The 24,189-nt window shown below is 73.4% G+C and carries 23 protein-coding genes; 14 read left to right on the top strand and 9 right to left on the bottom strand.

The window, feature by feature from the left end; translation table 11 throughout:
- From F4692_RS12070 to F4692_RS12060, 3 genes are all read right to left on the bottom strand, one after another.
- The gene (locus F4692_RS12070) at positions 1-1,431 is read right to left on the bottom strand and encodes an APC family permease (protein ID WP_179619871.1); all 1,431 of its coding nucleotides are present in this window, start codon (positions 1,429-1,431) and stop codon (positions 1-3) included.
- Between the two features lie 68 nt (positions 1,432-1,499).
- Complete coding sequence (locus F4692_RS12065; protein ID WP_179619870.1) at positions 1,500-2,162, bottom strand: LuxR C-terminal-related transcriptional regulator; 663 nt, start codon at positions 2,160-2,162, stop codon at positions 1,500-1,502.
- Entirely contained in the window at positions 2,159-3,478 is a 1,320-nt protein-coding gene (locus F4692_RS12060; protein WP_179619869.1) for an ATP-binding protein, read from the bottom strand. The genes F4692_RS12065 and F4692_RS12060 overlap by 4 nt, the downstream gene beginning before the upstream one ends.
- A 143-nt stretch (positions 3,479-3,621) precedes the next feature.
- On the opposite strand from F4692_RS12060, the gene F4692_RS12055 reads away from it, so the two are divergent.
- Together F4692_RS12055 and F4692_RS12050 are read left to right on the top strand one after the other, a co-directional pair.
- The gene (locus tag F4692_RS12055) at positions 3,622-4,890 is read left to right on the top strand and encodes a PspC domain-containing protein (protein ID WP_179619868.1); all 1,269 of its coding nucleotides are present in this window, start codon (positions 3,622-3,624) and stop codon (positions 4,888-4,890) included.
- Positions 4,891-4,901: 11 nt separating this feature from the next.
- Positions 4,902-5,207, top strand: a complete 306-nt coding sequence (locus F4692_RS12050; RefSeq protein WP_179619867.1) for a hypothetical protein — start codon at positions 4,902-4,904, stop codon at positions 5,205-5,207.
- A 5-nt stretch (positions 5,208-5,212) separates the two neighbouring features.
- Here the strand turns inward: F4692_RS12050 and F4692_RS12045 are convergent, their stop codons facing one another.
- Both F4692_RS12045 and F4692_RS12040 read right to left on the bottom strand, forming a co-directional pair.
- On the bottom strand, positions 5,213-6,916 hold the full coding sequence (locus F4692_RS12045; RefSeq protein WP_308645274.1) for an aminotransferase class V-fold PLP-dependent enzyme: 1,704 nt from the start codon (positions 6,914-6,916) through the stop codon (positions 5,213-5,215).
- Complete coding sequence (locus tag F4692_RS12040) at positions 6,913-7,953, bottom strand: glycerophosphodiester phosphodiesterase family protein (protein WP_179619866.1); 1,041 nt, start codon at positions 7,951-7,953, stop codon at positions 6,913-6,915. Before F4692_RS12040 ends, F4692_RS12045 begins: the two co-directional genes overlap by 4 nt.
- A 78-nt stretch (positions 7,954-8,031) precedes the next feature.
- On the opposite strand from F4692_RS12040, the gene F4692_RS12035 reads away from it, so the two are divergent.
- From F4692_RS12035 to F4692_RS12015, 5 genes are all read left to right on the top strand, one after another.
- Positions 8,032-8,574 (top strand): YbaK/EbsC family protein, encoded by a 543-nt coding sequence (locus F4692_RS12035; RefSeq protein WP_308645273.1) that lies wholly within the window; start codon positions 8,032-8,034, stop codon positions 8,572-8,574.
- 41 nt (positions 8,575-8,615) lie between these two features.
- Positions 8,616-10,328 carry an ABC transporter ATP-binding protein gene (locus F4692_RS21585; protein ID WP_179619864.1) on the top strand — a complete coding sequence of 571 codons (1,713 nt, stop codon included), beginning with the start codon at positions 8,616-8,618 and terminating at the stop codon, positions 10,326-10,328.
- Entirely contained in the window at positions 10,325-12,088 is a 1,764-nt protein-coding gene (locus tag F4692_RS12025) for an ABC transporter ATP-binding protein (RefSeq protein WP_179619863.1), read from the top strand. Before F4692_RS21585 ends, F4692_RS12025 begins: the two co-directional genes overlap by 4 nt.
- 71 nt (positions 12,089-12,159) lie before the next feature.
- Positions 12,160-13,146, top strand: coding sequence for a hypothetical protein (locus F4692_RS12020; protein ID WP_179619862.1), 987 nt, complete (start codon positions 12,160-12,162; stop codon positions 13,144-13,146).
- A gap of 40 nt (positions 13,147-13,186) precedes the next feature.
- Positions 13,187-14,227: an LLM class F420-dependent oxidoreductase gene (locus F4692_RS12015; RefSeq protein WP_179619861.1), complete on the top strand. Its 1,041-nt coding sequence runs from the start codon at positions 13,187-13,189 to the stop codon at positions 14,225-14,227.
- 16 nt (positions 14,228-14,243) lie between these two features.
- Here the strand turns inward: F4692_RS12015 and F4692_RS12010 are convergent, their stop codons facing one another.
- On the bottom strand, positions 14,244-14,756 hold the full coding sequence (locus tag F4692_RS12010) for a hypothetical protein (RefSeq protein WP_218858404.1): 513 nt from the start codon (positions 14,754-14,756) through the stop codon (positions 14,244-14,246).
- A gap of 82 nt (positions 14,757-14,838) precedes the next feature.
- Between F4692_RS12010 and F4692_RS12005 the strand changes: the two genes are divergently transcribed.
- Both F4692_RS12005 and F4692_RS12000 read left to right on the top strand, forming a co-directional pair.
- Entirely contained in the window at positions 14,839-15,987 is a 1,149-nt protein-coding gene (locus F4692_RS12005; RefSeq protein WP_179619859.1) for an acyl-CoA dehydrogenase family protein, read from the top strand.
- Between the two features lie 21 nt (positions 15,988-16,008).
- A complete protein-coding gene (locus F4692_RS12000; RefSeq protein ID WP_179619858.1) occupies positions 16,009-16,224 on the top strand; it encodes an amphi-Trp domain-containing protein in 216 nt (71 codons plus the stop codon).
- A gap of 101 nt (positions 16,225-16,325) precedes the next feature.
- On the opposite strand, the gene F4692_RS11995 is transcribed toward F4692_RS12000, so the two are convergent.
- Positions 16,326-17,231, bottom strand: a complete 906-nt coding sequence (locus F4692_RS11995) for an alpha/beta fold hydrolase (protein ID WP_179619857.1) — start codon at positions 17,229-17,231, stop codon at positions 16,326-16,328.
- A 56-nt stretch (positions 17,232-17,287) separates the two neighbouring features.
- On the opposite strand from F4692_RS11995, the gene F4692_RS11990 reads away from it, so the two are divergent.
- From F4692_RS11990 to F4692_RS11970, 5 genes are all read left to right on the top strand, one after another.
- Positions 17,288-18,133 (top strand): DinB family protein, encoded by an 846-nt coding sequence (locus F4692_RS11990; RefSeq protein WP_179619856.1) that lies wholly within the window; start codon positions 17,288-17,290, stop codon positions 18,131-18,133.
- Positions 18,130-18,732: an RNA polymerase sigma factor gene (locus F4692_RS11985; RefSeq protein WP_179619855.1), complete on the top strand. Its 603-nt coding sequence runs from the start codon at positions 18,130-18,132 to the stop codon at positions 18,730-18,732. The genes F4692_RS11990 and F4692_RS11985 overlap by 4 nt, the downstream gene beginning before the upstream one ends.
- On the top strand, positions 18,729-19,718 hold the full coding sequence (locus F4692_RS11980; RefSeq protein WP_179619854.1) for a CU044_5270 family protein: 990 nt from the start codon (positions 18,729-18,731) through the stop codon (positions 19,716-19,718). Before F4692_RS11985 ends, F4692_RS11980 begins: the two co-directional genes overlap by 4 nt.
- 39 nt (positions 19,719-19,757) lie before the next feature.
- On the top strand, positions 19,758-20,135 hold the full coding sequence (locus tag F4692_RS11975) for a hypothetical protein (RefSeq protein WP_179619853.1): 378 nt from the start codon (positions 19,758-19,760) through the stop codon (positions 20,133-20,135).
- 177 nt (positions 20,136-20,312) lie between these two features.
- Positions 20,313-21,920 (top strand): RecQ family ATP-dependent DNA helicase, encoded by a 1,608-nt coding sequence (locus F4692_RS11970; protein WP_218858403.1) that lies wholly within the window; start codon positions 20,313-20,315, stop codon positions 21,918-21,920.
- Positions 21,921-21,924: 4 nt separating this feature from the next.
- Here F4692_RS11970 and F4692_RS11965 read toward each other — a convergent pair whose 3' ends face one another.
- Both F4692_RS11965 and F4692_RS11960 read right to left on the bottom strand, forming a co-directional pair.
- Entirely contained in the window at positions 21,925-22,872 is a 948-nt protein-coding gene (locus F4692_RS11965; protein ID WP_179619851.1) for an NAD(P)/FAD-dependent oxidoreductase, read from the bottom strand.
- Complete coding sequence (locus tag F4692_RS11960; RefSeq protein ID WP_179619850.1) at positions 22,869-24,092, bottom strand: NAD(P)/FAD-dependent oxidoreductase; 1,224 nt, start codon at positions 24,090-24,092, stop codon at positions 22,869-22,871. Before F4692_RS11960 ends, F4692_RS11965 begins: the two co-directional genes overlap by 4 nt.
- Between the last annotated feature and the right edge of the window lie 97 nt (positions 24,093-24,189).

Here is a 24,189-nt window from a genome sequence, read left to right as displayed (position 1 = left end):
TCAGACTCCCTTGACGTCGTCGAGGTCCGGCGCCTTGGAGCCGGTCCCCTTGCTACCGAAGAAGTACTCGGCGAGGAACAGGACGAGCCCGACGCCGAGCAGGCCGGCGCACCACAGGAGCGAGGTGGGGTCGTCGTAGATGGTGAAGTAGAGGATTGCGAGGTTGCCGACCAGGCCGAGGAAGAGGAGCGGCGTGTTGGCGCGGAAGAACGGGTGGTCCTCGTCGCGACCGCGCAGGCGGAGGCAGGCCACGATCACGATGGCGTAGATCGCCAGGAGCAGCACCACCGTTACGGTGGCGAGCCGGCCGACCAGGTCGATGCCGCCGCCGGCCTCGGTGACGAGCGTGCCGATCACCAGCAGGGAGCCCACCACGGCGCCGGAGAAGATGAGGCCGACCCAGGGGCTGCGGCGGACGGGGTGGATCTTGGCGAACACGCCCGGCACGACGTCCTCGCGGGCCATCCCGTAGAGCACCCGCGGCTGCGTGACGATAGTGACCAGCGTGGTGTTGGTGATCGCGATGAGCGCGATCACCGAGAAGAGCGTGGCCATGAAGTCGGTCGAGAAGGGCAGGATCCCCTGCTTGACGACCTCGAGGAGCGCCGCGTCGGACGTCGCGAGCGTCTCGGTGGGCACGGTCAGTGCCGCCGCCATGGACACCAGGACGTAGACGAGACCGGCGACCACCATGCCGCCGACCAGCGAGCGCGGGAACGCCTTGTAGGGGTCGATGGTCTCCTCGGCGACGTTGGCGGTGTTCTCGAAGCCGGTCATGGCGAAGAACGAGAACGAGATGCCGGCCAGGACCGCCAGCGCCGGGCTGCCGTAGTCGCCGGACACGTCGATGCGGGTCAGGACGCCGAAGTCGGCGTCACCCTGCGCGACGTGGATGATGCCGATGAGCATCACGATCAGCAGGCCGGCGACCTCGACGAAGGTCATCAGCATGTTCATCCAGACCGACTCGGTGATGCCGATGAAGTTCACGACCACCAGCAGCGCGACGAACACCAGCGACACGAGGAGCGCCGGCGGCGCCGACCACACCTCGGAGAAGTAGGACGCGAACCCGACGGCGAGCGAGCCGGATGCCGCCATGCTCGCGGCCAGGAACGAGACGGTGACCAGGAAGGTCAGGGGACGGTTGCCGAACGCCTTGTTGACGTAGAGGGACGCACCGGCCGCGCGGGGGTACTTCGTGACAAGCTCGGCGTACGCCGAACCGGTGATCGCCGCGACGGTGACACCGAGCGCGAAGGCGATCCAGAAGGCGCCGCCGACGGCCGCGGCGACGAGGCCGATGAGGACGTAGATGCCCGACCCGAGGACGTCGCCGAGCGTGTAGAAGAACAGCAGGCGGCCCGTGATCGACCGCTTGAGCTCACTGTCCTCGTCGTCGAGGTGGGCGTTGGTGGCGGTGTCCGTCATCCGTCGACCGTTTCGGGTCAGGGAGGACTTGTCAATCCTCACCCACCCACCGGGAGGCGGTTACGGCGTCACAGCAGACGCCGGTCCGAGGCCCACTTGGTCAGCTCGTGGCGGCTCGAGAGCTGCAGCTTGCGCAGCACCGAGGACATGTGGGTCTCGACCGTCTTCACCGAGATGAAGAGCTCCTTCGCGACCTCCTTGTAGGCGTAGCCGCGGGCGATCAGCCGCATCACCTCGCGCTCACGCTCGGTGAGCCGGTCGAGGTCCTCGTCGACGGCGGCGACGTCGATCGACCCGGCGAAGGCGTCGAGCACGAAGCCCGCGAGCCGCGGCGAGAAGACGGCGTCGCCTCCCGCGACCCGGTTGATCGCGTCGACGAGCTCGGGGCCGGTGATCGTCTTGGTGACGTAGCCGCGCGCGCCACCGCGGATCGTGCCGATCACGTCCTCCGCGGCGTCGGACACCGACAGCGCGAGGTAGAGGGTGTCGGGCGACGGCTGGCGACGCATCACCTCGACGCCTCCCCCGCCGGGGAGGTGCACGTCGAGCAGGACCACCTGGGGCCTGAGGTCGCCGACGACGCCGATCGCAGCATCGGCGTCAGCGGCCTCGCCGACGACCTCCACGACACCGGCGCCGGCGGAGGCGAGCTCGGCGCGCACCCCGGCACGGAACATCGCGTGGTCGTCGACGAGGACGACGCGCACGGGTCCAGCGGTGGTCTGGGTCATCGGTGCTCCTGGTCGGTGTGGGAGGAGGAGTGGGACGTGCGGGGCATGTGCAGGCGGACCTCGGTGCCCTCGCCGGGAGCCGAGCGTACGTCCGCGCTCCCGCCGTGCCGCGACATCCGGTCCACGATGCTGTTGCGCACGCCGTGCCGATCCGTCGCGACGGCGTCGAGGTCGAAGCCCGCGCCCCGGTCGCGCACGAAGACGTCGACCGCGGAGCCGGTCGTCTCGGCGTAGACGTCGGCGCGCTCGGTGCCGGCGTGCTTGGCCACGTTGACGACGGCCTCGCGGGCGGCAAGCACGACCGGGCGCAGCGCCTCGTCGAGGTCGCAGTCGCCGACCGTCACGACGTCCACCACGACCGGGTGCTGCGACTCGACGTCGGCGGCCATCTCCTTGAGAGCGCCGGCGAGCGTGGTCGCGTCGGAGGTCTCGGCCTCGAAGAGCCACTGGCGCAGGTCCCGCTCCTGCGAGCGCGCCAGACGGGCGACGGTGGTGGAGTCGTGGGCGTTCTTCTGGATGAGCGCGAGGGTCTGGAGCACCGAGTCGTGGAGGTGGGCGGCCATGTCGGCGCGCTCCTGGGTGCGTACGCGCTCGACGCGCTCGGCAGACAGGTCGCTGGCGAGCCGCACCACCCAGGGCCCGACGACGATCGCCAGCCCGAGCAGGCCGAGCAGGCCGGACACGAGCACGGGAACGGCGAAGCGCGCCTGCCCGGCGGCGACGGCGAAGACGGAGAGCGCGGTGATGATCAGGCCGAGACCGGCGGCGATCCGGCCGTAGGCGGCCCACCCGCCGCTGCCGAAGATCGCCCGGAAGGGGTCGATGCGCCCCGAGGAGTCCATCCAGCGCTCGCGCTGCGCCTCGTCGGCCTGCCGCCACAGCAGCCCGACCCCGGCGACGCCGAGGACGACCGGCCAGAACAGCACGCCGTTGCCGAAGATGCCCTCGACGCCGAGGACGACGCCGAAGAACAGTGCCCCCAGGGCGATCGCGGGCCCGGCGTCGCGCAACCGGGACCGTCGACCCGGGCGCTTGCCGGTGCGGCTCGCGCTCTCCAGACCGGGGGCGCCGACGTCGAAGCGCTGGTCGCCCGGCAGGAACATCCAGAGCCCGGCGTAGAGCATGAGGCCGAACCCGCCCAGGAACGCGGTGGCGACGAAGAAGCCGCGCACCCAGAGCACCGGCACCGCGAGGTGCTCGCCGAGCCCGGACGCCACCCCGCCGGCGATCGCGGCGTTGATGTCGCGGTAGGCGCGGCGCGACCCACCGGGTCGGGCCGGCGCGGCCGGGGGGAGGGAGGCGGAGCTGGGCGTCATCGTGGCTCCATCGTCGCAGGCGCGGGGGTGCGCGACCATGAGGACTGACCCCGAGCCGACCCTGAGCCGGACCCCGGCGCACCGGCTGCGAATCAGGGCTGTCCCCGATGGTGCGAGCCACCCGACGCGACGAGAGTTGAGGCATGGACAACGCCCGCCCCACCACAGACACCGAGCAGCCCGGCCCCGGCGGCCCACCCCCGTCGGGCCCCCGCGTGAGCCGCGACGAGGTGAAGGACCTCTCCCGCCTGCGGCGCAGCGTCACCGACCGGCACATCGCCGGCGTCGCCGGCGGCATCGCCCGCCACCTCGACGTCGACGCCATCATCGTGCGGGTCGCGCTGGTGGTGGCCGTGTTCTTCGGCGGAGCCGGCCTCCTCCTCTACGTCGGCGCGTGGGTCCTGGTGCCCGAGGAGGGCACGCAGGACGAGCCGCTCGGCCTCGACCAGCGCAGCCGCCGCCTCGCCCTCCTGGGCGTCGGGGTGCTCGCCGTCCTCGCCGGCCTCGGCGACTGGGCCGGAGCGTTCTGGTTCCCGTGGCCGCTCGCGATCATCGCCGCGGGCGTCGTGTGGTTCCTGCACAGGAAGCAGAAGGACGCCCCGCCGCCCACGAGCGGCTACGGCAGCGAGCCGACCGCACCGGCGGCTCCCCACGCGCAGGACCACCCTGAGGCCCATGCGGACACCTACCCGGACACCTACGCGGACACCTACGCGGACACCTACGCGGACACCTACGCGAGCTCGTACCTGCCGCCGAGCGACCCGGGCAGGTGGCAGCAGCACGCCCCGGCCCCCCGGCCGCGGAACCCGCGCAAGAATGGTCCGATCCTGTTCTTCTTCACCCTCGCGCTCATCGCGCTGGCCGAGGGCGTGCTCGGCGTCGTCGACCTCGCCGGGGTCGCCGTGGCGGACAGCGCCTACCCCGCACTCGCCCTCGGCATCACCGCCCTCATGCTGGTCGTCGGCTCCTTCTGGGGTCGCGCCGGCGGGCTGATCGCGGTCGGCCTGGTCGCGGCGATCGCCACGGCGGGTGCCACCGCGAGCCACCAGATCGGTGACGAGAACCGCTACTACGCCCCGACCGAGGCGAGCGACGTGCAGGAGTCGTACGACTTCGGCGGCGGCCGCTTCACCCTCGACCTGTCCGAGGTCACCGACGTCGACGCCCTCGACGGTCGCGACATCACGGTCGACGGCGTCGGCGGCAGGGTCGAGGTGGTCGTGCCCGAGGGCATGGACGTCGACGTCCGCGCCCAGGTGGTCGGCGGGCAGGCCCGCATCTTCGACCGCACCGTCGGCGGGTTCGACGTCACCGAGACCGGGTTCGTCGACGGCGGCGACGACGTCCCCGACATGTCCATCACCATCGACCTGGTCGGCGGCGAGATCATCGTCCGCGAAGCGGCCTGAGGAGCAGCGCCATGACCGAGAACACCGACAGCAGCTACGACAGCGCGTACGACACGGACATCTACGGCACCACGACGTACGACGAGCCCATGGTCGGCCCGCTCGACGCCCCCGACAAGCCGTCGGGACTCCACCCGGTCAACATCGGCCAGCTCGTGATGGGCGTCGCCTTCGCCGGCATGGTCCTGGTGTGGGCCCTCGTCCAGGGCGACGTCGTCGACACCTCCGAGCTCCGCTGGCTGATGCCGATCCCGTGGCTGGCCGCCGGCGCGGCCGGGCTCGCGGCGACGGTCTGGCCCGCGCGCCGCAGGGCGTAGCGGCCTCAGCCCATCGAGCAGGCGGGCAGGGCGAACCAGCGCAGGTCGTCGAAGTCGGCACCCAGGTGGGCGGTGTCCGACCAGTCCGGCGGCGACGCGGCGGCCATGATCGCGCGGCCCTCGTCGAGGTGCTCCCGGAGCACCGAGACGGGGGCCGTCTGCGTGTGCGCGGGCCACGTCATCGTCCCGTCGGGGGCGTACGACACGAGCGAGAGCCGCATCGGCGGCTCGACGGCGCCGGTGCGGTGGTGCCAGAGGCCGGTCAGCGGGTCGAAGCGGTAGTCCCCCAGCAGCCGCCAGCCCTCCCGTGCGACGAGGCGCACGGCCTCCACGACGTAGGAGAAGACCTCCTCGTCGACGAAGTAGTTGAAGTTCACCCGGACCCAGCCGGGCTTGATCCCCTCGCAGCCGCCCGCGATCTGCGCCTCGAACTGGTGGCTGCGGTCGAGGTCGATGTCGAGCAGCCGGTGGCCGTAGGGGCCGGCGCACGAGCAGCCGCCGCGCGTCTGGATCCCGAAGAGGTCGTTGAGCAGGGCGACCACGAAGTTGTGGTGCAGGTAGGTCCCGTCGGGCGCCTTGACCACGAAGCTCACGATCGAGAGGCGCTGGGCGTCGAGGTTGCCGAGGATCTGCAGCGTCGGCTCGGCGCGCCACGCCTCGACGGCCCGCTGGAGCAGCTCCTCCTCGTGCGCCTGGATCGTCTCGACACCGACGGCCTGCTTGAGCTGGAAGACCAGCCCGGCACGGATCGACTCGACGATGGCGGGGGTGCCGCCCTCCTCGCGGTGGGCCTTGTCGTCGAGGTAGCGGTGCTCGGTCGGGTTGACGTACATGACGGTGCCGCCGCCGGGCACGACCGGCACCCGGTTGGCCATCAGCTCGCGGCGCACCACCAGCACGCCCGGCGTCCCGGGGCCACCGATGAACTTGTGCGGGCTGATGAAGATCGCGTCCTTGCGCGAGCGGCCGGGGCCGTACATCTCGATGTCGACGTAGGGCGCGCAGGCGGCGAAGTCCCAGAAGCTCAGGGCGCCGTGCTCGTGGAGCAGGTCGGCGACACCCTCGGTGTCGGTGACGATCCCGGTGACGTTGGATGCGGCCGAGAAGGAGCCGATCCTGAGCGGCCGGTCGGCGTGGCGCTCGAGCTCCTCGCGAAGGTGGTCGAGGGAGACGCGGCCGTCGGCGTCCTCGCGGATGGTGACGACGTCGGCGATGGTCTCGCGCCAGCTGACCTCGTTGGAGTGGTGCTCGAACGGGCCGATGAAGACGACCGGCCGCTGGTCGGCCGGGATCGCGGCGCTGAGGTCGTAGCGGTCGTCGAGCCCGGCGGGGATCCGGAGACCGAGGATCCCGATCAGCTTGTCGATCGCGGCGGTGCTGCCGGACCCGCAGAACACGACGACCGTCTCGTCGTCCCCGCCGACGGCGTCGCGGATGATGCGACGGGCGTCCTCGCGCAGCCGCGTGGTCTGGAGACCGGTACCGCTCGCCTCCGTGTGGGTGTTGGCGTACGCCGGGAGCACCTCGTCGCGGATGAAGTCCTCGATGAACGTCAGGCTGCGCCCCGACGCGGTGTAGTCGGCGTAGGTGACCCGGCGCGGGCCGTAGGGGCCGCGCATGACCTGGTCGTCGCCGATGACGGACGCGCGGATGCGCTCGAGGAGTGCCTGGGACGTCGGGGCCGGGGCGTCGGTGCGGGCGTGCGTCACGGGGTGAGCGTACGCCGGTGCAAGGCTGTGCCTCGCACCTCCCGCGCGGCTGCCAGGGCCGCCTCCGGGTGGTCCGTGATCACCCCGTCGACGCCGGCGTCGAGCAGGGCCCGGACCTCGGCCGCCATGTCCCCGAGCGCGTCGGGGGCCTCGCCGCGGCGCAGGTTGCTGGGGAGGAAGCGGTTCTCCCCGCGCACCGTCCACGCGTGCACGGTGAGGCCGCGCCGGTGGGCGTCGCGGACCAGCGTGGACGCCTTGCCGATCGCCCCGCGCCCGTCGCGCGGCAGCACCAGCGAACGGTGCGGGCCGATGCCGTCGGCGTACTCGTCGATCCGGTCGAGCGCGTCCGGCGACACGTCCTCGCCGGCCTCGAGGAGCTGGACGACGGGCAACCGGCTGCGAGCAGCGAGCCGGCGCAGGACGTCCGCCTCGAACGACATCAGGGTGACCCGGGCCCACGGGTGGTCGAGGCCGTGGCGGGCGAGGTCGCGCAGCAGCGGGACGTCCAGCGGGAGTCCTGCCGCGTCGTGGTGGGCGGCGTGCTTGAGCTCCAGCAGGAGGCCGACGGGACGCCCACGCCGCGCCGACTCCGCACCGACCATGGCGAGCACCTCGTTGAGCGTCGGCACGCCCTCGGCCCCGTCGTACGCGGCGTTCCCCGGTCGCGTGCCCGGCATCCGCTCGCGGGCGGCGAGGGTCTTGACCTCGGCCAGGGTGAGGTCCTGGGCGAACCACCCGCGCTGCGCCACGCCGTCGACGACGAGGGTCCGCCGCAGGTGACCGAGGTCGCGCCGCGCGGCGACGTCGGTGGTGGCGCTGAGCTCGAGGTCGTGGCGGGCGACCAGGACCCCGTCGCGGGTGCAGACGAGGTCGAGCTCGATGTCGTCGACCCCCATCCGGATCGCGGTCCGGTAGGCGTCGAGGGTGTGCTCGGGACGGTGACCGCTGGCGCCGCGGTGCGCAACCACGGCGGGCGTGAGGACCAACGACGAGGTCCTCGACCCGAGGGCCTGGGACGCCTCGCGGGTCACCGTCATGCCGCCCACGCTGCCTGCCGCCGGGGACGGCAGGGTGGTCCCCGGGTGGCGCGGGAGTGAATGGCGCATGATGACCGCGTGACGCTGCCCTCGTTCCCCACCCTGACGTCGCTCCCCGCCGCGGAGCACCCCGACCTGGTCGCGGCGCCCGTCGCGGAGGCGCTGGCCGTCTGGGCCGGCGCCGCCGAGGTCGCTGTCGTCGAGATCGACCCCGACCTCGCCGACACGGCGGCCATGAGCGAGGCGTACGACATCCCGCTGACGGCGAGCGGCAACTGCGTGGTCGTCGCCGGCGCACGGGCCGGCGACGAGAGGATCGCTGCGTGCGTCGTCCGGGCCGACACCCGCGCCGACGTGAACACCCTCGTGCGCAAGCTGCTCGACGTGCGCAAGTGCTCCTTCCTGCCGATGGACCGGGCCGTCGAGGAGACCCGGATGGCCTACGGCGGCATCACCCCGGTCGGGCTGCCCGCGCCGTGGCGGGTGCTGGTCCACGACGCGCTCCTCGACGAGGAGGTGGTCGTCCTCGGCAGCGGGGTGCGCCGGTCCAAGCTGCTCGTGCCGGGACGCCTGCTGGCCGACCTCCCCGGCGCCGAGGTGGTCCCGGGCCTGGGGCGCTAAAGCATTCGTGGCGCACCGCCCGACGAACCTAGGATCTGCCGGTGCGCACGCTTCCCGTCCCCGATCCCGGAGTGGCGGACCACCGCACACCGGACCGTTTCCTGTGGTGGCTCGCCCGCGGCCAGGCGCGGACGCTTCTCGGCGGCATGGTGTTCGGCATCCTCTGGATGTCGTGCCAGGCCGTCATGCCCGCGGTGCTCGGTCGTGCCATCGACCGCGGCGTCGCGGCGCGCGACCAGCAGCAGCTGGTCTTCTGGGCCGCGACGATGCTGCTCATCGGGCTCGTCCAGGCGGTCACCGGGATCGTGCGCCACCGGTTCGCGGTCACCAACTGGCTGACCGCGTCCTACCGGGTCGTCCAGCTGACCACACGGCAGTCGGTGCGCCTGGGCGGGTCGCTGCCCCGCAAGGTGAGCACCGGTGAGGTGATCGCGATCGGGACGACCGACCTCTCGCACATCGGCAACGTGATGGACGTGACCGCGCGGTTCGCCGGGGCGATCGTCTCGTTCCTCCTCGTCTCGGCGATCCTGCTGACGACGTCGGTGGAGCTCGGCCTCGTCGTCCTCCCCGGCGTGCCGCTGCTCATGCTCGTGATGGGTCCGCTCCTCAAGCCGCTGCAGGCGCGCAGCGCGACGGAGCGGCAGATGCGCTCCGACCTGTCCAACACCGGCACGGACATCGTCGCGGGCCTCCGCGTGCTCCGCGGGATCGGTGGCGAGGGCGTGTTCCTCGACCGGTACCGTCGTGAGTCGCAGGCGACCCGCACCGCCGCGGTCGAGGTCGCCAAGCTCCAGTCGGTGCTCGACGCGCTCCAGGTCTTCCTCCCCGGCACCTTCGTCGTGCTGGTCGTGTGGCTCGGCGCGAGCTCCGCGGTGTCGGGCGACATCACCGCGGGCGAGCTGGTCGCGTTCTACGGCTACTCGGCGTTCCTGCTGATCCCGCTGCGCACCGCGACCGAGTTCGCCAACAAGCTCATCCGCGGCCGGGTCGCCGCGACCCGCGTGTGCGGGGTGCTCGCCCTCGAGCCCGACGTCGTGGAGCCGTCCACCCCGCGGCCGACGCCGCCGGCCGGATCTGAGCTGTACGACGCGCGCAGCGGTCTGCGCGTCCGGCCGGGGACCCTCACCGCGATCGTCTCGGACCAGCCCGACGAGTCCGCGCTGCTCGCCGACCGGCTCGGCCTGTGCGCGGCCGAGCAGGACGACGAGGTCAGCCTGGGCGGGACCCCGCTCACCGCCCTCCCGCACGCGGTCGTCCGCGAGCGGATCATGGTCTCCGACACCGGCGCCGCGCTGTTCGCCGGCCGGTTGGCCGACCGCCTCGACGAGCAGGGCCGCGGCGACGTCCACCGGGCGCTGCACACGGCCTCGGCCGAGGACATCGTGGAGGCACTCCCCGACGGCCTCGACACCGTCGTGACGGAGAAGGGCCGCTCGTTCTCCGGGGGCCAGAGGCAGCGTCTGGTGCTGGCGCGCGCCCTCACCGCCGACCCCGAGGTGCTGGTGCTGGTCGAGCCGACCAGCGCGGTCGACGCCCACACGGAGTCCCGGATCGCCGCGCGGCTGCGCGACCACCGCGCCGGGCGTACGACCGTCGTGACCACCGTCAGCCCTCTGCTGCTCGACGCCGTGGACGAGGTCGCCTTCCTCGTCGACGGCCGGGTGGCGGCCGTCGGCACGCACCAGGAGCTGCTAGCCACCGACCCCGCCTACCGCGCCGTCGTCGTTCGTGACGTGGAGGCGGTCTCGTGAGCGTCACGACCCGGCTCCCGATCGCGGACGGGCGCGCCGTGCGTCGCTACGTCGGCCAGGTCGCGCACCGCCACCCGCGGCTGCTGTGGACCGCTCTCGGCCTGCACGTGCTGGCCGCCGTCACAGCGCTCGCCGCACCGCGGCTGCTCGGCGACCTGGTGCAGGCCGTCGAGGAGGGCACCACCCGGGCGTACGTGGACCGCGTCGTCGTGCTGCTCGCCGTCTTCCTCGTGGCGCAGTCGGTGCTGACGAGGTACGCCCGCTACCGCTCGCAGGTGATGGGCGAGCTGGTGCTCGCCGAGCTGCGCGAGGACTTCGTCGCCCACACGCTGGCGCTGCCCGTCGGCACGGTCGAGGCCGCCGGATCGGGTGACCTGCTGACCCGCACCGGCACCGACATCGACCAGCTGGGCTGGTCCGTGCGCTACGCGTTGCCCGAGTGGACCATCGCCGTCGTCACGGCGGTGCTGACCTTCGCCGCCGCCCTCTCGGTCGGCTGGTGGGTGTTCCTCCCCTGCCTGCTGGCGCTGCCCCCGCTCGTCGTCGGGCTGCGGTGGTACCTCGCCCGCGCCAAGGACGGCTACCTCGCCGAGACCGCGTCGTACTCCCAGATCACCACCACCCTCTCCGAGACCGTCGAGGGGTCGCGGACCGTCGAGGCGCTCGGCCTCGGCGACAAGCGGGTGCAGGCCGGCGACGACGACTGCGCGGCGTCCTTCGAGGCCGAGAAGTACACCCTGCACCTGCGCACCGTGTTCTTCCCGAGCATGGAGCTCAGCTACCTGCTGCCGGTGGTCGGGACGCTGCTGTTCGGCGGCTGGCTCTACACGCGCGGCGAGGTGTCCCTGGCCGAGGTGACCACGGCGACCCTCTACGTGCAGATGCTCATCGACCCGGTCGACCGGCTCGTGTCGATCCTCGACGAGCTCCAGCTCGGTGCCGCCTCGCTCTCCCGGCTGCTCGGGGTGGCCCAGGTGCCGGACGACCGCACGGTGACCGGGCGGACCCCCAGCTCGGAGAAGCTCGACGCCGACGACGTGCGCTTCGCCTACATCGAGGGCCGCGACGTGCTGCACGGCGTCGACCTCGACGTAGGTGTCGGGGAGCGGATCGCGATGGTGGGGCCGTCGGGCGCGGGCAAGTCCACGCTCGGACGCCTGCTCGCGGGCATCCACCCGCCGCGCACCGGGTCCGTGACGGTGGGCGACGTCGGCCTGGTCGAGCTGCCGCTCGGCGACCTGCGCGGCCACGTCGCGCTGGTGACCCAGGAGCACCACGTCTTCGTCGGCACCCTCCGGGAGAACCTCGTGCTCGCCCGTCCCGAGGCGACGGACGACGACGTGTGGGCGGCGCTCGGCGCGGTCGATGCCCGCGAGTGGGCGGACGCCCTGCCGTCCGGGCTGGACACGGTGATCGGCTCCGGCGGCCGCAGCGTCACCGCCGCCCAGGCCCAGCAGATCGCGCTGGCCCGGCTGGTCCTGGCCGACCCGCACACGCTCGTCCTCGACGAGGCGACCTCGCTGATCGACCCCCGCGCCGCCCGGCACCTCGAGCGTTCGCTCGCGGCGGTGCTGCACGGGCGTACGGTCATCGCGATCGCGCACCGCCTGTTCTCCGCCCACGACGCCGACCGGGTGGCGGTCGTGGAGGACGGCGTGATCTCCGAGCTCGGCTCGCACGACGACCTCGTCGAGGCCGGCGGGTCCTACGCCGCGCTCTGGGACTCCTGGCACGGTTCCGCGAAGCCGGGCGGTGAGTGAGGCACGGCCTCCACGGTCACGGTTCGGTGACGAGCCTTCCGCGGCCCCGCGCGCTGGCCCATGCTCGGACCGTGCGGGAGCGGGGATGGGTCAGGGACTCCCTCGTCGCGCTGGGCATCTTCGTGACGAGCCTGGTGGTCGGCGCCGCCGTCATCGTCGGTGGGCTCGTGCTCGCCGTCCGTACGTTCGGCAACCATGCCGACCCCGCAACAGGCCCCTCGGCCGCCGACCTCCTCGTCGTCGGCGGCCGGCTCAGGTGCGACCGCAGGGTGACGGAGGAGCCGGAGCCGGTGATGCACGACGAGCCGTCGGCGTTGCTGCTCTGTGCCGATCGCGAAGGGACCGTTCCGTGGACGGCCCCGGCCGACGTCGTCGAGGGCGACCTCCTTCCGCTCCTGCGGGTCCTGGCCGAACTCGAGCCGGCCCCGCCCGACCCGCGTGAGTGCACCTACCAGGGCGGGCCGGCGTACGACCTGCTGATCCGCTACTCCTCCACGACCTACGCGCGGGTCCACGGCGACACCGGTGGCTGCGGAGTGGTCACCACGAACGGCAACGACTTCCTCGGGGCGGACCGGCTGCTCGACGCAGCGCTCGACCTGGTCGAGGAGCACCGTGCGAGCGCGAGGCCACCGGACCGGGTCGCGCCGCGGCGGCTGTCCTGCGACCGGACACTCACCGATGTCGGCCCGGTCGTCTCTCTCACAGGTCGTCCCGGCCAGCTGGTCCGCGCGGTCTCCTGCTGGCAGCCGAGCGCCGGTGAGCTCGGGAGGTGGCGGCAGGCGAGCATCAGCGCCCGCGCCGTCCGCGTCCTCGCCCGCGACGTCGACCGGCACGCCGAGCCGTCCGGTGACACCCTGGACCTGCGCTGTCCCGGCGGCCCGCGCCGGGCGTACCTCCAGCACCTGGTCGGGCAGACCGTGTGGGGTGACGTGGTGGTCGTCCACGGCGAGTGCGGACGCTTCACCGTCCTGGACGGACGGCCGGGAGGCCGGAACACCGCCGTGTGGCGCCCTGCACCGCGCTCGCAACGGATCCTGGACGCCCTCCGCCGCTGACCCCTTGAAATCGTGACAGTTCCACTGTCACAGTTGCCGCATGCGCCTCGCCACCCTGCTGATGTACGACGGCAACCCCCGCGCCGCGGCCGACCAGGTCGTCGCCCTCGAGAAGGCCGGCCTCGACAGCGTCTGGGTCGCGGAGGCGTACGGCTTCGACTCCCCCACGCTGATGGGCTACCTCGCCGCCAAGACCGACACGGTCGAGATCGGCTCCGGGATCCTCAACATCTACAGCCGTACGCCCGGCGCGCTGCTGCAGACGGCTGCGGGCCTCGACAACGTCAGCGGCGGCCGCGCGATCCTCGGCCTCGGCGTGAGCGGGCCGCAGGTGATCGAGGGCTTCCACGGCGTGCCCTACCGCAAGCCGATCGCGCGCACCCAGGAGGTCGTCGAGATCATCCGCAGCGGCCTCAGGCGCGAGCCGCTGGCGGCCGACGGCGAGTTCCACCTCCCGCTCACGAAGGAGGACGGCGCGGTCACGGGGCTCGGCAAGCCGCTCAAGATCCTCACCAGGCCCGAGCGCGACACGATCCCGATCTGGATCGCCGCCCTCGGACCGAAGAACGTCGAGCAGACCGCCGAGATCGCCGACGGCTGGATCCCCCACCTGTTCCACCCCGAGCGCGCCCACCTCGTGTGGGGCGATGCCCTCGCGGCGGGCAACGCCAAGCGCCTCGACGGGCTCGCACCGCTGCAGGTCATGGCCGGTGGCATGGTCGCCGTCGGCGAGGGCCCGGAGACCAAGGCGCTCCTCGACCTCGCGCGACCGATCTTCGCCCTCTACGTCGGCGGCATGGGCGCGAAGGGCAAGAACTTCTACAACGACGTCGCGCGCGCCTACGGCTACGAGAAGGAGGCCGAGGAGATCCAGGACCTCTACCTGTCCGGCAAGAAGAAGGAGGCCGAGGCGCTCATCCCCACCGAGTGGCTCGAGGCCGCGAACCTCGTCGGACCGGAATCCTACGTCAAGGAGCGGATCGCCGCGTTCCGGGAGGCCGGGGTCACCGACCTCAACGTCACGCCCGTGTCCGACGACCCCGCAGCAACCGTGGCGCAGCTGAAGGAATGGGTGTCCTGACCCCGTGCACGCCAGCTCACCACGGACGGTCGAGCAGGCCGGCGGCGCCGCGCTGCTGCTCGCCGAGGTACGCGTCCAGCACGAGGACCGCCCCGGTGAGGGCCGGGGTGGCCCACTGCAGCCAGGCGAGCTTGCCGCGCGCGTCCTCGGCGACCCCGGGGTCCTTCGGGTGACCGTCCTCGCCGGCCGCGTCGCCGAGCCGCTCGCCGTAGACGTACGCCGCCGCGGTGGACGCGACGGCCGCACCGGTCAGGAGCGTCTTGGCCAGCGTCGTGGCCGTGGTCGGCGCGTGGCTCGCCACGCGGTTGCGGTTGTCGGCGGTGATCGCGAGCCCGCTCAGCAGGTGCAGCGCGATCGCCACACCCTGCACCGGACCCCAGCGTTCCCAACCCGTCCCCGACACCTCGACCCGCTCGCGCTCGGTGTCGGGCTCACGCGCCGCCGGGTTGAGACCGACCGCCCCGAAGAGCGAGCCGCCGAACCAGGCAGCGTTCGTGACGAGGTGCGTCGCGCGTACGGAAGTGCTCACCAGACCCATCCCAGAACGGTAGGCGCGACGCCGAGGCGCCACCTCACCCTGCGGGACGTCCCCGCCGACAGGAGCCACCGCCATGCCTGAGCGCCCCAGCATCCTCGAGCAGGAGCACGAGGACTTCCGCGCCGTCGCGCGCGCGTTCTTCGACAAGGAGGTCGTGCCGCACCACGCCGCCTGGGAGGCCGCCGGGATCGTCGACCGCGAGGTGTGGCGCCGCGCCGGCGAGCAGGGACTGCTGTGCTTCGACGTCGAGGAGGCCTACGGCGGGCCGGGGATCCGCGACTTCCGCTACAACATGGTGCTCGCCGAGGAGTCGGCCCGCGCCGGGGCCTCCGGGCCGGGCTTCGCCGTGCACACCGACATCATCGTCCCCTACCTCTCCTCCCTCGGGACCGAGGAGCAGAAGCAGCGCTGGCTGCCCGGGTGCGTGTCCGGGGAGATCGTCACGGCGATCGCGATGACCGAGCCGGGCGCCGGCTCGGACCTCCAGGGGATCCGTACGACCGCCGTCGACGCCGGCGACCACTACGTCCTCAACGGGTCCAAGACCTTCATCTCCAACGGCATCCTGGCCGACCTGGTGGTCGTGGTGTGCCGCACGGACCCCGACGCCGGGCACCAGGGCATCTCGCTGCTGGTGGTGGAGCGCGGCATGGAAGGCTTCGAGCGCGGCCGCAACCTCGACAAGATGGGGCTGCACGCGCAGGACACCGCCGAGCTGTCGTTCACCGACGTGCACGTGCCCAAGGCGAACCTCCTCGGCGCGGAGGGCTCCGGCTTCGTCTCGCTCATGGAGAACCTCCCGCAGGAGCGGATCTCCATCGGCTGCATCGCCGTCGCCGCGATCGAGCACGTCCTCGACCTCTGCCTGGCGTACGCCAAGGAGCGGGAGGCGTTCGGCAAGCCCATCGGCACGTTCCAGCACAACCGCTTCGTCCTGGCGGAGATGGCGACCGAGGCGCACGTCGCCCGGGTCTTCATCAACGACTGCGTGCTGCGGCTCAACGCCGGCGAGGTCGACACGGCGCTCGCCTCGATGGCCAAGTGGTGGACGACCGAGCTGCAGAAGCGGGTCGTCGACGCGGGGGTGCAGCTGCACGGCGGCTACGGCTACATGAACGAGTACCCGATCTCCAAGGCCTACGTCGACTCGCGGATCCAGACGATCTACGGCGGCACGACGGAGATCCAGAAGGAGATCATCGGACGGATGCTCGGGTTGTAGTCGCTGGCTAGTTTCGGGGCCATGGACCTCTTCGAGATGGACGAGACCCGGACCATGACCCGCGAGGAGGCCGCGATGCGGCTGCGCGCCCTCGCCGACTCGCTCGCCAAGCACAACTCGGTCGAGTTCGCCCGCGACGGCGGCCGGATCACGGTCGCGGTGCCCGACCAGGTCAACCTCAAGGTCGAGGTCGAGCTCGGCGAGGACAACGAGGTCGAGATCGAGCTGACCTGGTAGGTCGACGGCTCCGGCAGCGCGTAGACGCGCGGACACAGGTCGTCGAACCGGCCGCGCGCCACGCTCACCGCGGGCTGTCGCGGTGACCTATGTCCGTGCGTCTACGGCCGCCTCAGCGCCTCACGCAGCGTGGCGGCGAACTCCTCCGGCCTGCCCGTCTGGCCGTACTCCCCGCCGAGGAAGCCGTTGTGCCCACCGGGGAAGACGGTCGGCTCGAGGCCGAGCGCCCGCGCGACGGCGTACCCCGCGCGCCCGGCGATCTCGCCGTCGTCCGGGCCGCCCGACTCCTCGCCGACCCCGATGACCACCGTCGTCGGAGCGTCGCGGATCGCGTCCAGGTCGGGGACACGGGTGCAGCCCCCACCGCGCATGTTGGCCATCAGTCCGTCGGTGCGCGAGCCGTCGTCCTCGGCGGGGAGGCCGAACACCGTCGGGTCCGGCACGGGCTCCTCGCCCGTCCACGGGCCGCGGTGCATCACCAGCGCGATGAAGCGGGCCATCCCGGGCCCGATGCCGCCGGCGTCGTAGGCCGCGACGAGCTCGTCGCACGCCCTTCCGATGGCGTCCCCGTCCGGCAGCAGGGGGGCCATCGGCGGTTCGTGGGCGACGAGGAGGCGTACGTCGTCGGGGTGGGCGGCGACGAGGAAGAGGGCGTTCACCGCGGCGCCGGACGTGGCGAAGAAGTCCACCGGACCGACGCCGAGCGAGTCGATGAGGGCGTGCAGGTCCTCGGCGTGCTGCTGCGGGGTGACGGCCGCGGTGGCGTCGTCGCGGGTGCTGCGCCCGACGTTGCGGGGATCGGTGAGGACGAGGACGCGGCCGGTCGGCGCGAGCCCCTGCACCAGGCTGCCGAAACCGACGCTGTCCATCGGCGAGCCGCCCAGCAGCAGGGGCGGGGCGTCGGGCGTGGCGTCGGCGAGGTCGCCGATGACGGTGAAGGACAGGACGGCCCCGGGGACCTCGAGGGTCCCGGGCGTGCGCGGCTGGACGTGGTCGGCGTCGGTCATGCCACCATGATCGAACCGGTCGCCGAACGTCCGCAACGGTCCCTAGGTTGGTCCCCATGACCGACTTCACCGAGCAGGACCTCGGCGGCTCGACCTTCCTCCGGGTCGACCTCTCGCGCAGCACGTTCCGCGAGGTGCGCCTGACCGGCGCCACCGTCCACGACGCCGACCTCAGCGGGCTCCGCGTGCGCTCGGGCTGGCTCGACGGCGTACGGATGAGCGGGGTGGGGGTGCCCGACATGGAGATCTCCGGCGACATCGGGCGCCTCGTCGTCAACGGTGTCGACGTGGTGCCGCTCGTCGAGGCCGAGCTCGACCGCCGCATGCCCGAGCGGGCGCTCATGTCGCCCTCGGACCCTGCGGGCTTCCGCGAGGCGTTCGCAACCCTCGACCGGCTCTGGGCCGGCACGGTCGACAAGGCCCGCCGGCTGGCGCCCGACGAGCTGCACGAGCAGGTCGACGACGAGTGGTCGTTCATCGAGACGCTGCGCCACCTGGGCTTCGCGCACGCGTGCTGGGTCGGCGGCGTCGTGCTCGCCGACCCGTCCCCCTGGCACCCGCTCGACCTGCCGTGGGACGAGGCGCCGGTGGTCGAGGGCGTGCCGTGGGACCGCGACGTACGCCCCTCGCTCGACGAGGTGCTCGCGGTGCGGGCCGAGCGGCGCGCGACGGTCCAGGGCGTGCTCGACGACCTCACCGACGAGGGACTCCGGCGCGAGGTCGTCTCGGCGACGGCCTTCATGGCCGACGCCCGGGACCTCGACGTGGCCCGTTGCCTGCGGGTCGTGCTCACCGAGGAGTGGGAGCACCGCCTCTTCGCCGAGCGCGACCTGGCCGTGCTGCAGGATCGACCGCTCCAGGTCGGGAACTCCCCCGCCGCGGCGGACAGTAGAGGAGCGTGAGCACAGGACACCGTGACCTCCGCCGGAGGCTGCGCGAGGTGGACCGCGCCGCGTTCGACGCGGTCTACGCCGAGCACGTCGACGGCATCTTCACCCTCGCGCACCGCCTGACCGGCAACTGGGCGACCGCCGAGGACGTGACGTCGGAGACCTTCCTCGTGGTGTGGCGGTCGCGCGCGCTGGTCGCCGACGACGACCGCCCGCTGAAGCCGTGGCTGTGGGGCATCGCGACGCACCAGGCGATGAACGCCCGCCGCAGCCGGCGGCGCGTGGCCGCCTTCCTGGCGCGACGCCAGCGCGGGGACGTGGTGCCGGACTTCGCCGACGAGGCCGTCGAGCGCCTCGACGACGCCGAGGTGCTCGCACAGGCGGCCCGGGCGATCGCGGCGCTGCGCCGACCGGAGGCCGAGGTGCTGGCGCTCTGCGTGTGGTCGGGCCTCACCTACGCCGAGGCGGCCGACGCGCTCGGCGTACCCGTCGGGACGGTGCGCTCGCGCCTGTCCCGGGCGCGGGCACGCCTGCGCGAGCTGGTGCCCGACGCCGCAGACGCCCCCGACACCACACCTGCCGACCGGATCGTCCGAGGAGGACGCGCATGAACGACACCGCCCACGACGTCGCCGACGAGCTGCAGCGCAGCCACCCCGCCCCCGCGGCCATCACGCTCTCGTCGGAGCACCGCGCCGGCATCGCGCGGCGGGTCGAGGTCGCCATCGACCGGCGCGACGCACGCTCCCGCATCGCGATCGGCATCGCCGCCCCCGCGACGGTGCTTGCCTGCGCGGTGGCCGTGACGGCGGTGGCCGTGCTGGCCCTCACCGGCGGCACGCCCGTCGCGCCGACGGCGGACCGTCCGGTCCTCGCGTCGTCGGCGGCGACCCGCGTGCTGGAGCGGGCCGCCGAGCGCGCGCTGGCGACCCCCTCGCAGGCGGTGCGCGAGGACCAGTTCGTCTACACGCGCAGCGCAGCGATCACCAACGAGGGCAGCCTCGGCGGGGCGGTCGTCCTCGGGCCGGTGCACGAGCGCGAGACCTGGCTCGGGCAGGATCCGGGGCCCTTCGGGTGGCAGGACGACGTCATCCGCGAGCACGGCCAGGACTGGCCGATCGAGTCGGGCGGCGCTTCGGTCGCCGGGCCGACGCGTCCGACGTACGCCTGGCTGGACGCGCTGCCGACCGATCCGGACGCGCTGCTCGACACGCTCGCCCGCTCGGCCTCCCCGGTCGACGGGCAGACGCAGGACCAGGCAGTGTTCGACCTGATCGGCACCCTCGTGCTGGAGCAGCTGGTGCCTCCGCGGACGGCCGCCGCGCTCTACCGCGCGGCCACGCGGATCCCGGGCGTCGACGTCGACCGGCGGGCGACCGACGCCCTCGGCCGCGCCGGCATCGGGATCAGCCGCGCCGACGAGCGGTTCGGCACCCGGACCACCTGGGTCCTCGACGAGTCCACCTCGACCCTGCTCGGCGCCCGGTGGTACGTCACCCACGCCGACGGCTCGCCCGACACCCTCTTCGGCGCGACGGCAGTGCTCGAGACGGCCGTGGTCGACACGGCCGGGGTGGCTCCGGGCTCGGCCGCCTAGGGTCTTCCGCGTCGACGGGGCCGGGAGCACACTGGCCCCATGACCGGGACCCGGACGCAGACCCTGGGCGCCCGCCTCGCCGAGGCGCTCGCCGCGAAGGACGAGGCCGCCCTGCGCGGCCTGCTCGCCGACGACGTGGACTTCAAGGGCCTGACGCCCGGACGGACCTGGGAGGGCACCGGGCCCGACGACGTCGTCGAGGTCCTCCTCGGCTCGTGGTTCGAGGACTCCGACACCATCGAGCGGGTCGTCGACGTCACCGAGCGCGACGACGTCGTGGACACCTCGCACGTGAGCTACCGCTTCGACCTCGTCAACCCCGGCGGCGCCTACGTCGCCGAGCAGCAGGCCTACTACCGCGGCGAGGACCGGATCGGGCACCTCCGGATCATGTGCTCGGGGTTCCGCCCGCGCTGATCCCCACACGTGTCCGACATGTTGCCCTCCTCCGCTGGTTCGCGGGGCAACATCGCGGACACGTGTGCCGTGACCGTGGTGCTCGCCGGCTGAGCCCCGGCCTGCATGAGCGGCACCCCGCCCGGGTACCTCCCCGGCTCGCGGCGGTCGCGGAGCAGGCGGACGGGGAGGAGCACGGTGGGCATCACATCGCACGAGGTGCGGGAGGCGGCGCAGCGCCACTTCGGTCACCGGGAGCTGCTGCCCGGGCAGGAGGACGCCGTGCTCGCGCTGCTCGGCGGGAGCGACGTGCTGCTGGTCGCGCCCACCGGGGCGGGCAAGTCGCTGGCCTACCAGCTCGCGGGGGTGCTGCTCGACGGGTTGACGGTCGTCGTGTCGCCGCTGCTCGCGCTGCAGCAGGACCAGGTCGCGTCGCTGACGACCGTCGGGCTGGGCGCGGCGCGGCTGAGCTCGGCGGAGTCGGACTCCGAGCGCGCCGAGGTCCTCGATGCGGCGCGGCGCGGCGACGTACGGTTCCTGCTCCTCTCCCCCGAGCAGCTCGCCAACCCCGACGTGCTGGGCGAGGTGGCCGCGCTGGAGCCCCGTCTGGTGGCGGTGGACGAGGCGCACTGCGTGTCGTCGTGGGGCCACGACTTCCGGCCGGACTACCTCCGCCTCGGCGAGCTCGTCGCCGGGCTCGGCGAGCCGCGGGTCATCGCGATGACCGCCACGGCCGCGCTGCCCACCCAGCAGGACATCGTTGAGCGGCTCGCGCTGCACGACGCCCGCATCGTCCTCACCGGGTTCGAGCGCGACAACATCGCGCTCGCCGTCGAGCGCTTCGCCGACGCGGCCGAGCAGGAGGCGCGGGTGATCGACCTCGTCGACGAGCTGTCGACGGGGCCCGGCAGCGGCGTCGTCTACTGCCGTACGCGCGCGGGAGCCGAGGCGTACGCCCGGGCGCTGGGCGAGCGCGGCCTCGACGTCGCGTGCTACCACGCCGGGCTGTCGCGACGTCGGCGCGACGAGGTGCACGCCGGGTTCATGGACGGCGACGTGCCGCTGGTCGTGGCCACCTCCGCCTTCGGCATGGGCATCGACAAGCCCGACATCCGCTTCGTCCTGCACGCCGACGTGCCCGAGTCCCCGGACACCTACTGGCAGGAGGTCGGACGCGCCGGCCGGGACCGGGCGACGGCCCGCGCGGTGCTCGCCTACCGCGCCGAGGACCTCTCGCTGGGACGGTTCTTCGCCACGCCGATCCCGAGCAGGGGCGACGTGCGCGCCGTCGTCTCGGCCATGGCCGAGACGGCCAGCACGGACCCGCGCGAGGTGAGCGAGGCGCTGCCCTTCGGGCCGCGCAAGGCCGGTCGCATCGTCAACCTGGTCCAGCTGGCGCGGGCCGCGGACGAGGTCGACGACGACGCTCCCGTGCCGCAGGTCGTCGACGCCGTCGTGGCACGCGCGAAGTCCTACCGCCGCCTCGAGGAGTCCCGCGTCGAGATGATGCGGGCCTATGCCGAGACCGACCGGTGCCGCAGCGCGTTCATGCTGGGCTACTTCGGGGCGGAGGTCGCCGAGCGCTGCGGGATCTGCGACAACTGCGTCGCCGGTGTGGCTCCGGAGGAGGTCGCTCGACCCGACGCGGCGTACGCCGTGCAGGACACCGTGCGCCACGACGAGTTCGGCCTCGGCACCGTCACCGACGTCGAGGACGACCGCCTGACCGTGCTGTTCGAGGACGTCGGCTACCGCACGCTCTCGCTCGAGCTGGTCGAGGAGCGGTCGCTGCTCGAGGTCACCTGAGGCGTCACGCGAACAGCTGCACGAGGCGCTGCCCCAGAGCGGTCCCGGAGAGCCAGGCCGTCTCCACCTTCGAGGTCTTCCCCCACCCGTCGCCGCAGACGCCGACCGCCGGTCCGTCGCCGCCCTCGTGCAGGAGGCAGGGCTCGTCACGGTGGCCGGCCGGCTTGGCGTACGTCCAGCGGTGGACCCACGTGTCGTCCGGCTCGTCGAGGTCGAGCAGGGAGCGGAGGGCCGCGACGATCCCGGGCGCCGCGCCCTGCGGGTCGTCGAGGTGCTCGCGCGCGAAGGCCGGCGTCGAGTGGGCGACGAGGACGGGAGCGTCGTCGCGGCGCCGGCGACCGTCGTCGGCGACCCACGACAGGACCGCGTCGTCGACGAACGCCCCCTCGAAGCGCCCGTCGGGCGACGCGTCGTCCCACGTGCGGGCGGGCCAGCGGGCGGCGAGCGCGAGGGCCGGCTCCCACTCACGGTCGAGGTGCGCGCCGACGGGGTGGTCGCCGACGAGGCGGCGCGCCTGCGGGTCGGGCATCGCGAGCACGACCGCGTCCACGTCGTCCCCCACCTCCTCGAGGGAGGCGACCTCCCGTCGCTCGACGTCGAGGTCGGCGGCCAGGTCCTCGACGAGGGAACGCAGCCCGCGCGCGGCGCTCCACCGCACCGGCCCCTGCTTGGGCTCGGGCTCGCCGTCCCCCAGCGCGCAGAAGGTGTCGGTCCACTCGTGCGCGAGGCCGCGACCGGCCCAGTCGTCCACCACGGCCCGGAACCCGGGGTCGTCGACGGTGACGTAGGACGCCCCGAGGTCCACCCGCCGGTCCCACAGGCCGCGCGACGCCATCCGGCCGCCGACGACGCGGCCGCGGTCGAGGACGCGCACCTCGTGCCCCGCCGCCCGCACGACGCGCGCGCACGCCACCCCGGACAGACCGGCACCGACGACCACCACCCGCGTCACAGCAGGGACTCCGCCGCGCGCTGGCCGCTGACGAGGGCGCCCTGGATCGAGCCCGTGTCCCGGTGGTCGCCGCACACGACGACGTCGCCGTGGCGCAGCGGCCGGGCCGGGCTGAAGGGCGCGGGCTGCGCCGGCAGGGCGTGCGGGACGTCGTGGCGCGCGACCACCTCCCACGCGCGCGGGTCCACCCCCAGCAGGTCGCCGGCGTGACGTCGCATCGAGCCCTCGTCGGTGTCGCGGCCGGGCCCGAGCAGCGCCGAGGCCTGGACCAGGTGCCTGCCCGGCGGGGCGTACGACGGTGCGGCGCGCGAGACCACCGCGACGTTGACGAGGGGCCCGGCGGGGGTCGTACGCCCGTCGACGTGCAGCAGGTCGCTGTCGGGCGCGTCGGGCGCCGACCACCAGAGCGTCGTGACGCCCTTCGTCGCCGGGACTCCCACGCCGGTGAGCGCCGCCGCCTCCGGGGCCCCGGTGGCGACGGCCACGTGGTCGGCACGCCACGTGCCGTCGTCGGTCTCGACGGACCCGCCCGAGACCCGGCGTACGCGCTGACCCAGCCGGACCCGCTCGCCCAGGGGCCGCGCGACCTGCTGCGGCAGGGCGGCCATGCCCTCCTCGGGGAGCGCAGGCACACCGCGGAGGAACATCCACGTCAGCAGCAGGGCGAAGCGGTCGGCGGTGCTGCCGTCGTCCTCCAGGAGGACGCCCGCGAAGAAGCGGTCCACGACCCGGCGCAGCGGGCCGTCGAGGCCCGCGCCGTCGAGGGCCGTACGTCGGGCGACGTCGGCGCGCGCGTCCAGGACGTCGACGAGGTCGCGGCCCGGGCGGGGCCGCAGCAGCGGCGCGGCCCAGCGCGCGAGGGCCAGCAGCTCGGCCGGACGCGGGACCGCGGCACGCAGGGTCGCAGGGAGCAGCGCGGGACTGCGGAGCGGGTGGGCCAGCCGCTCGAGACCGTCGTGGGTCCGCGCGGCCACCCCCGCCCCGAACGGCTGGAGCCGCAGCGCGTCGACGTCGACGAAGCGGCGCACCGCGGGGTAGGCCGGGTTGAGCAGCTGGAAGCCGCGGTCGACCAGGAAGCCGTCCACGCGGTCGGTGCGGATCCGTCCGCCGACGCGGTCCGACGCCTCCAGGACGACGACGTCCCGGCCGGCGTCCGCCAGCACCCGCGCGCAGCGCAGCCCCGCCAGACCGGCTCCCACGACGACCACGTCGGCTCTCATGCGGCGAGACTAGGTCGGGGTCGGAAAGCGGGCACGCGGCGCGGTCGTACGGGACCGCCGCACGCGCACACGTGTCCAAGATGTTGCCCTCCATCGG

The sequence above is a fragment of the Nocardioides cavernae genome, assembly GCF_013410035.1.
GTDB lineage: Bacteria > Actinomycetota > Actinomycetes > Propionibacteriales > Nocardioidaceae > Nocardioides > Nocardioides cavernae_A.
This window is presented reverse-complemented; position numbering and strand designations above follow the sequence as displayed.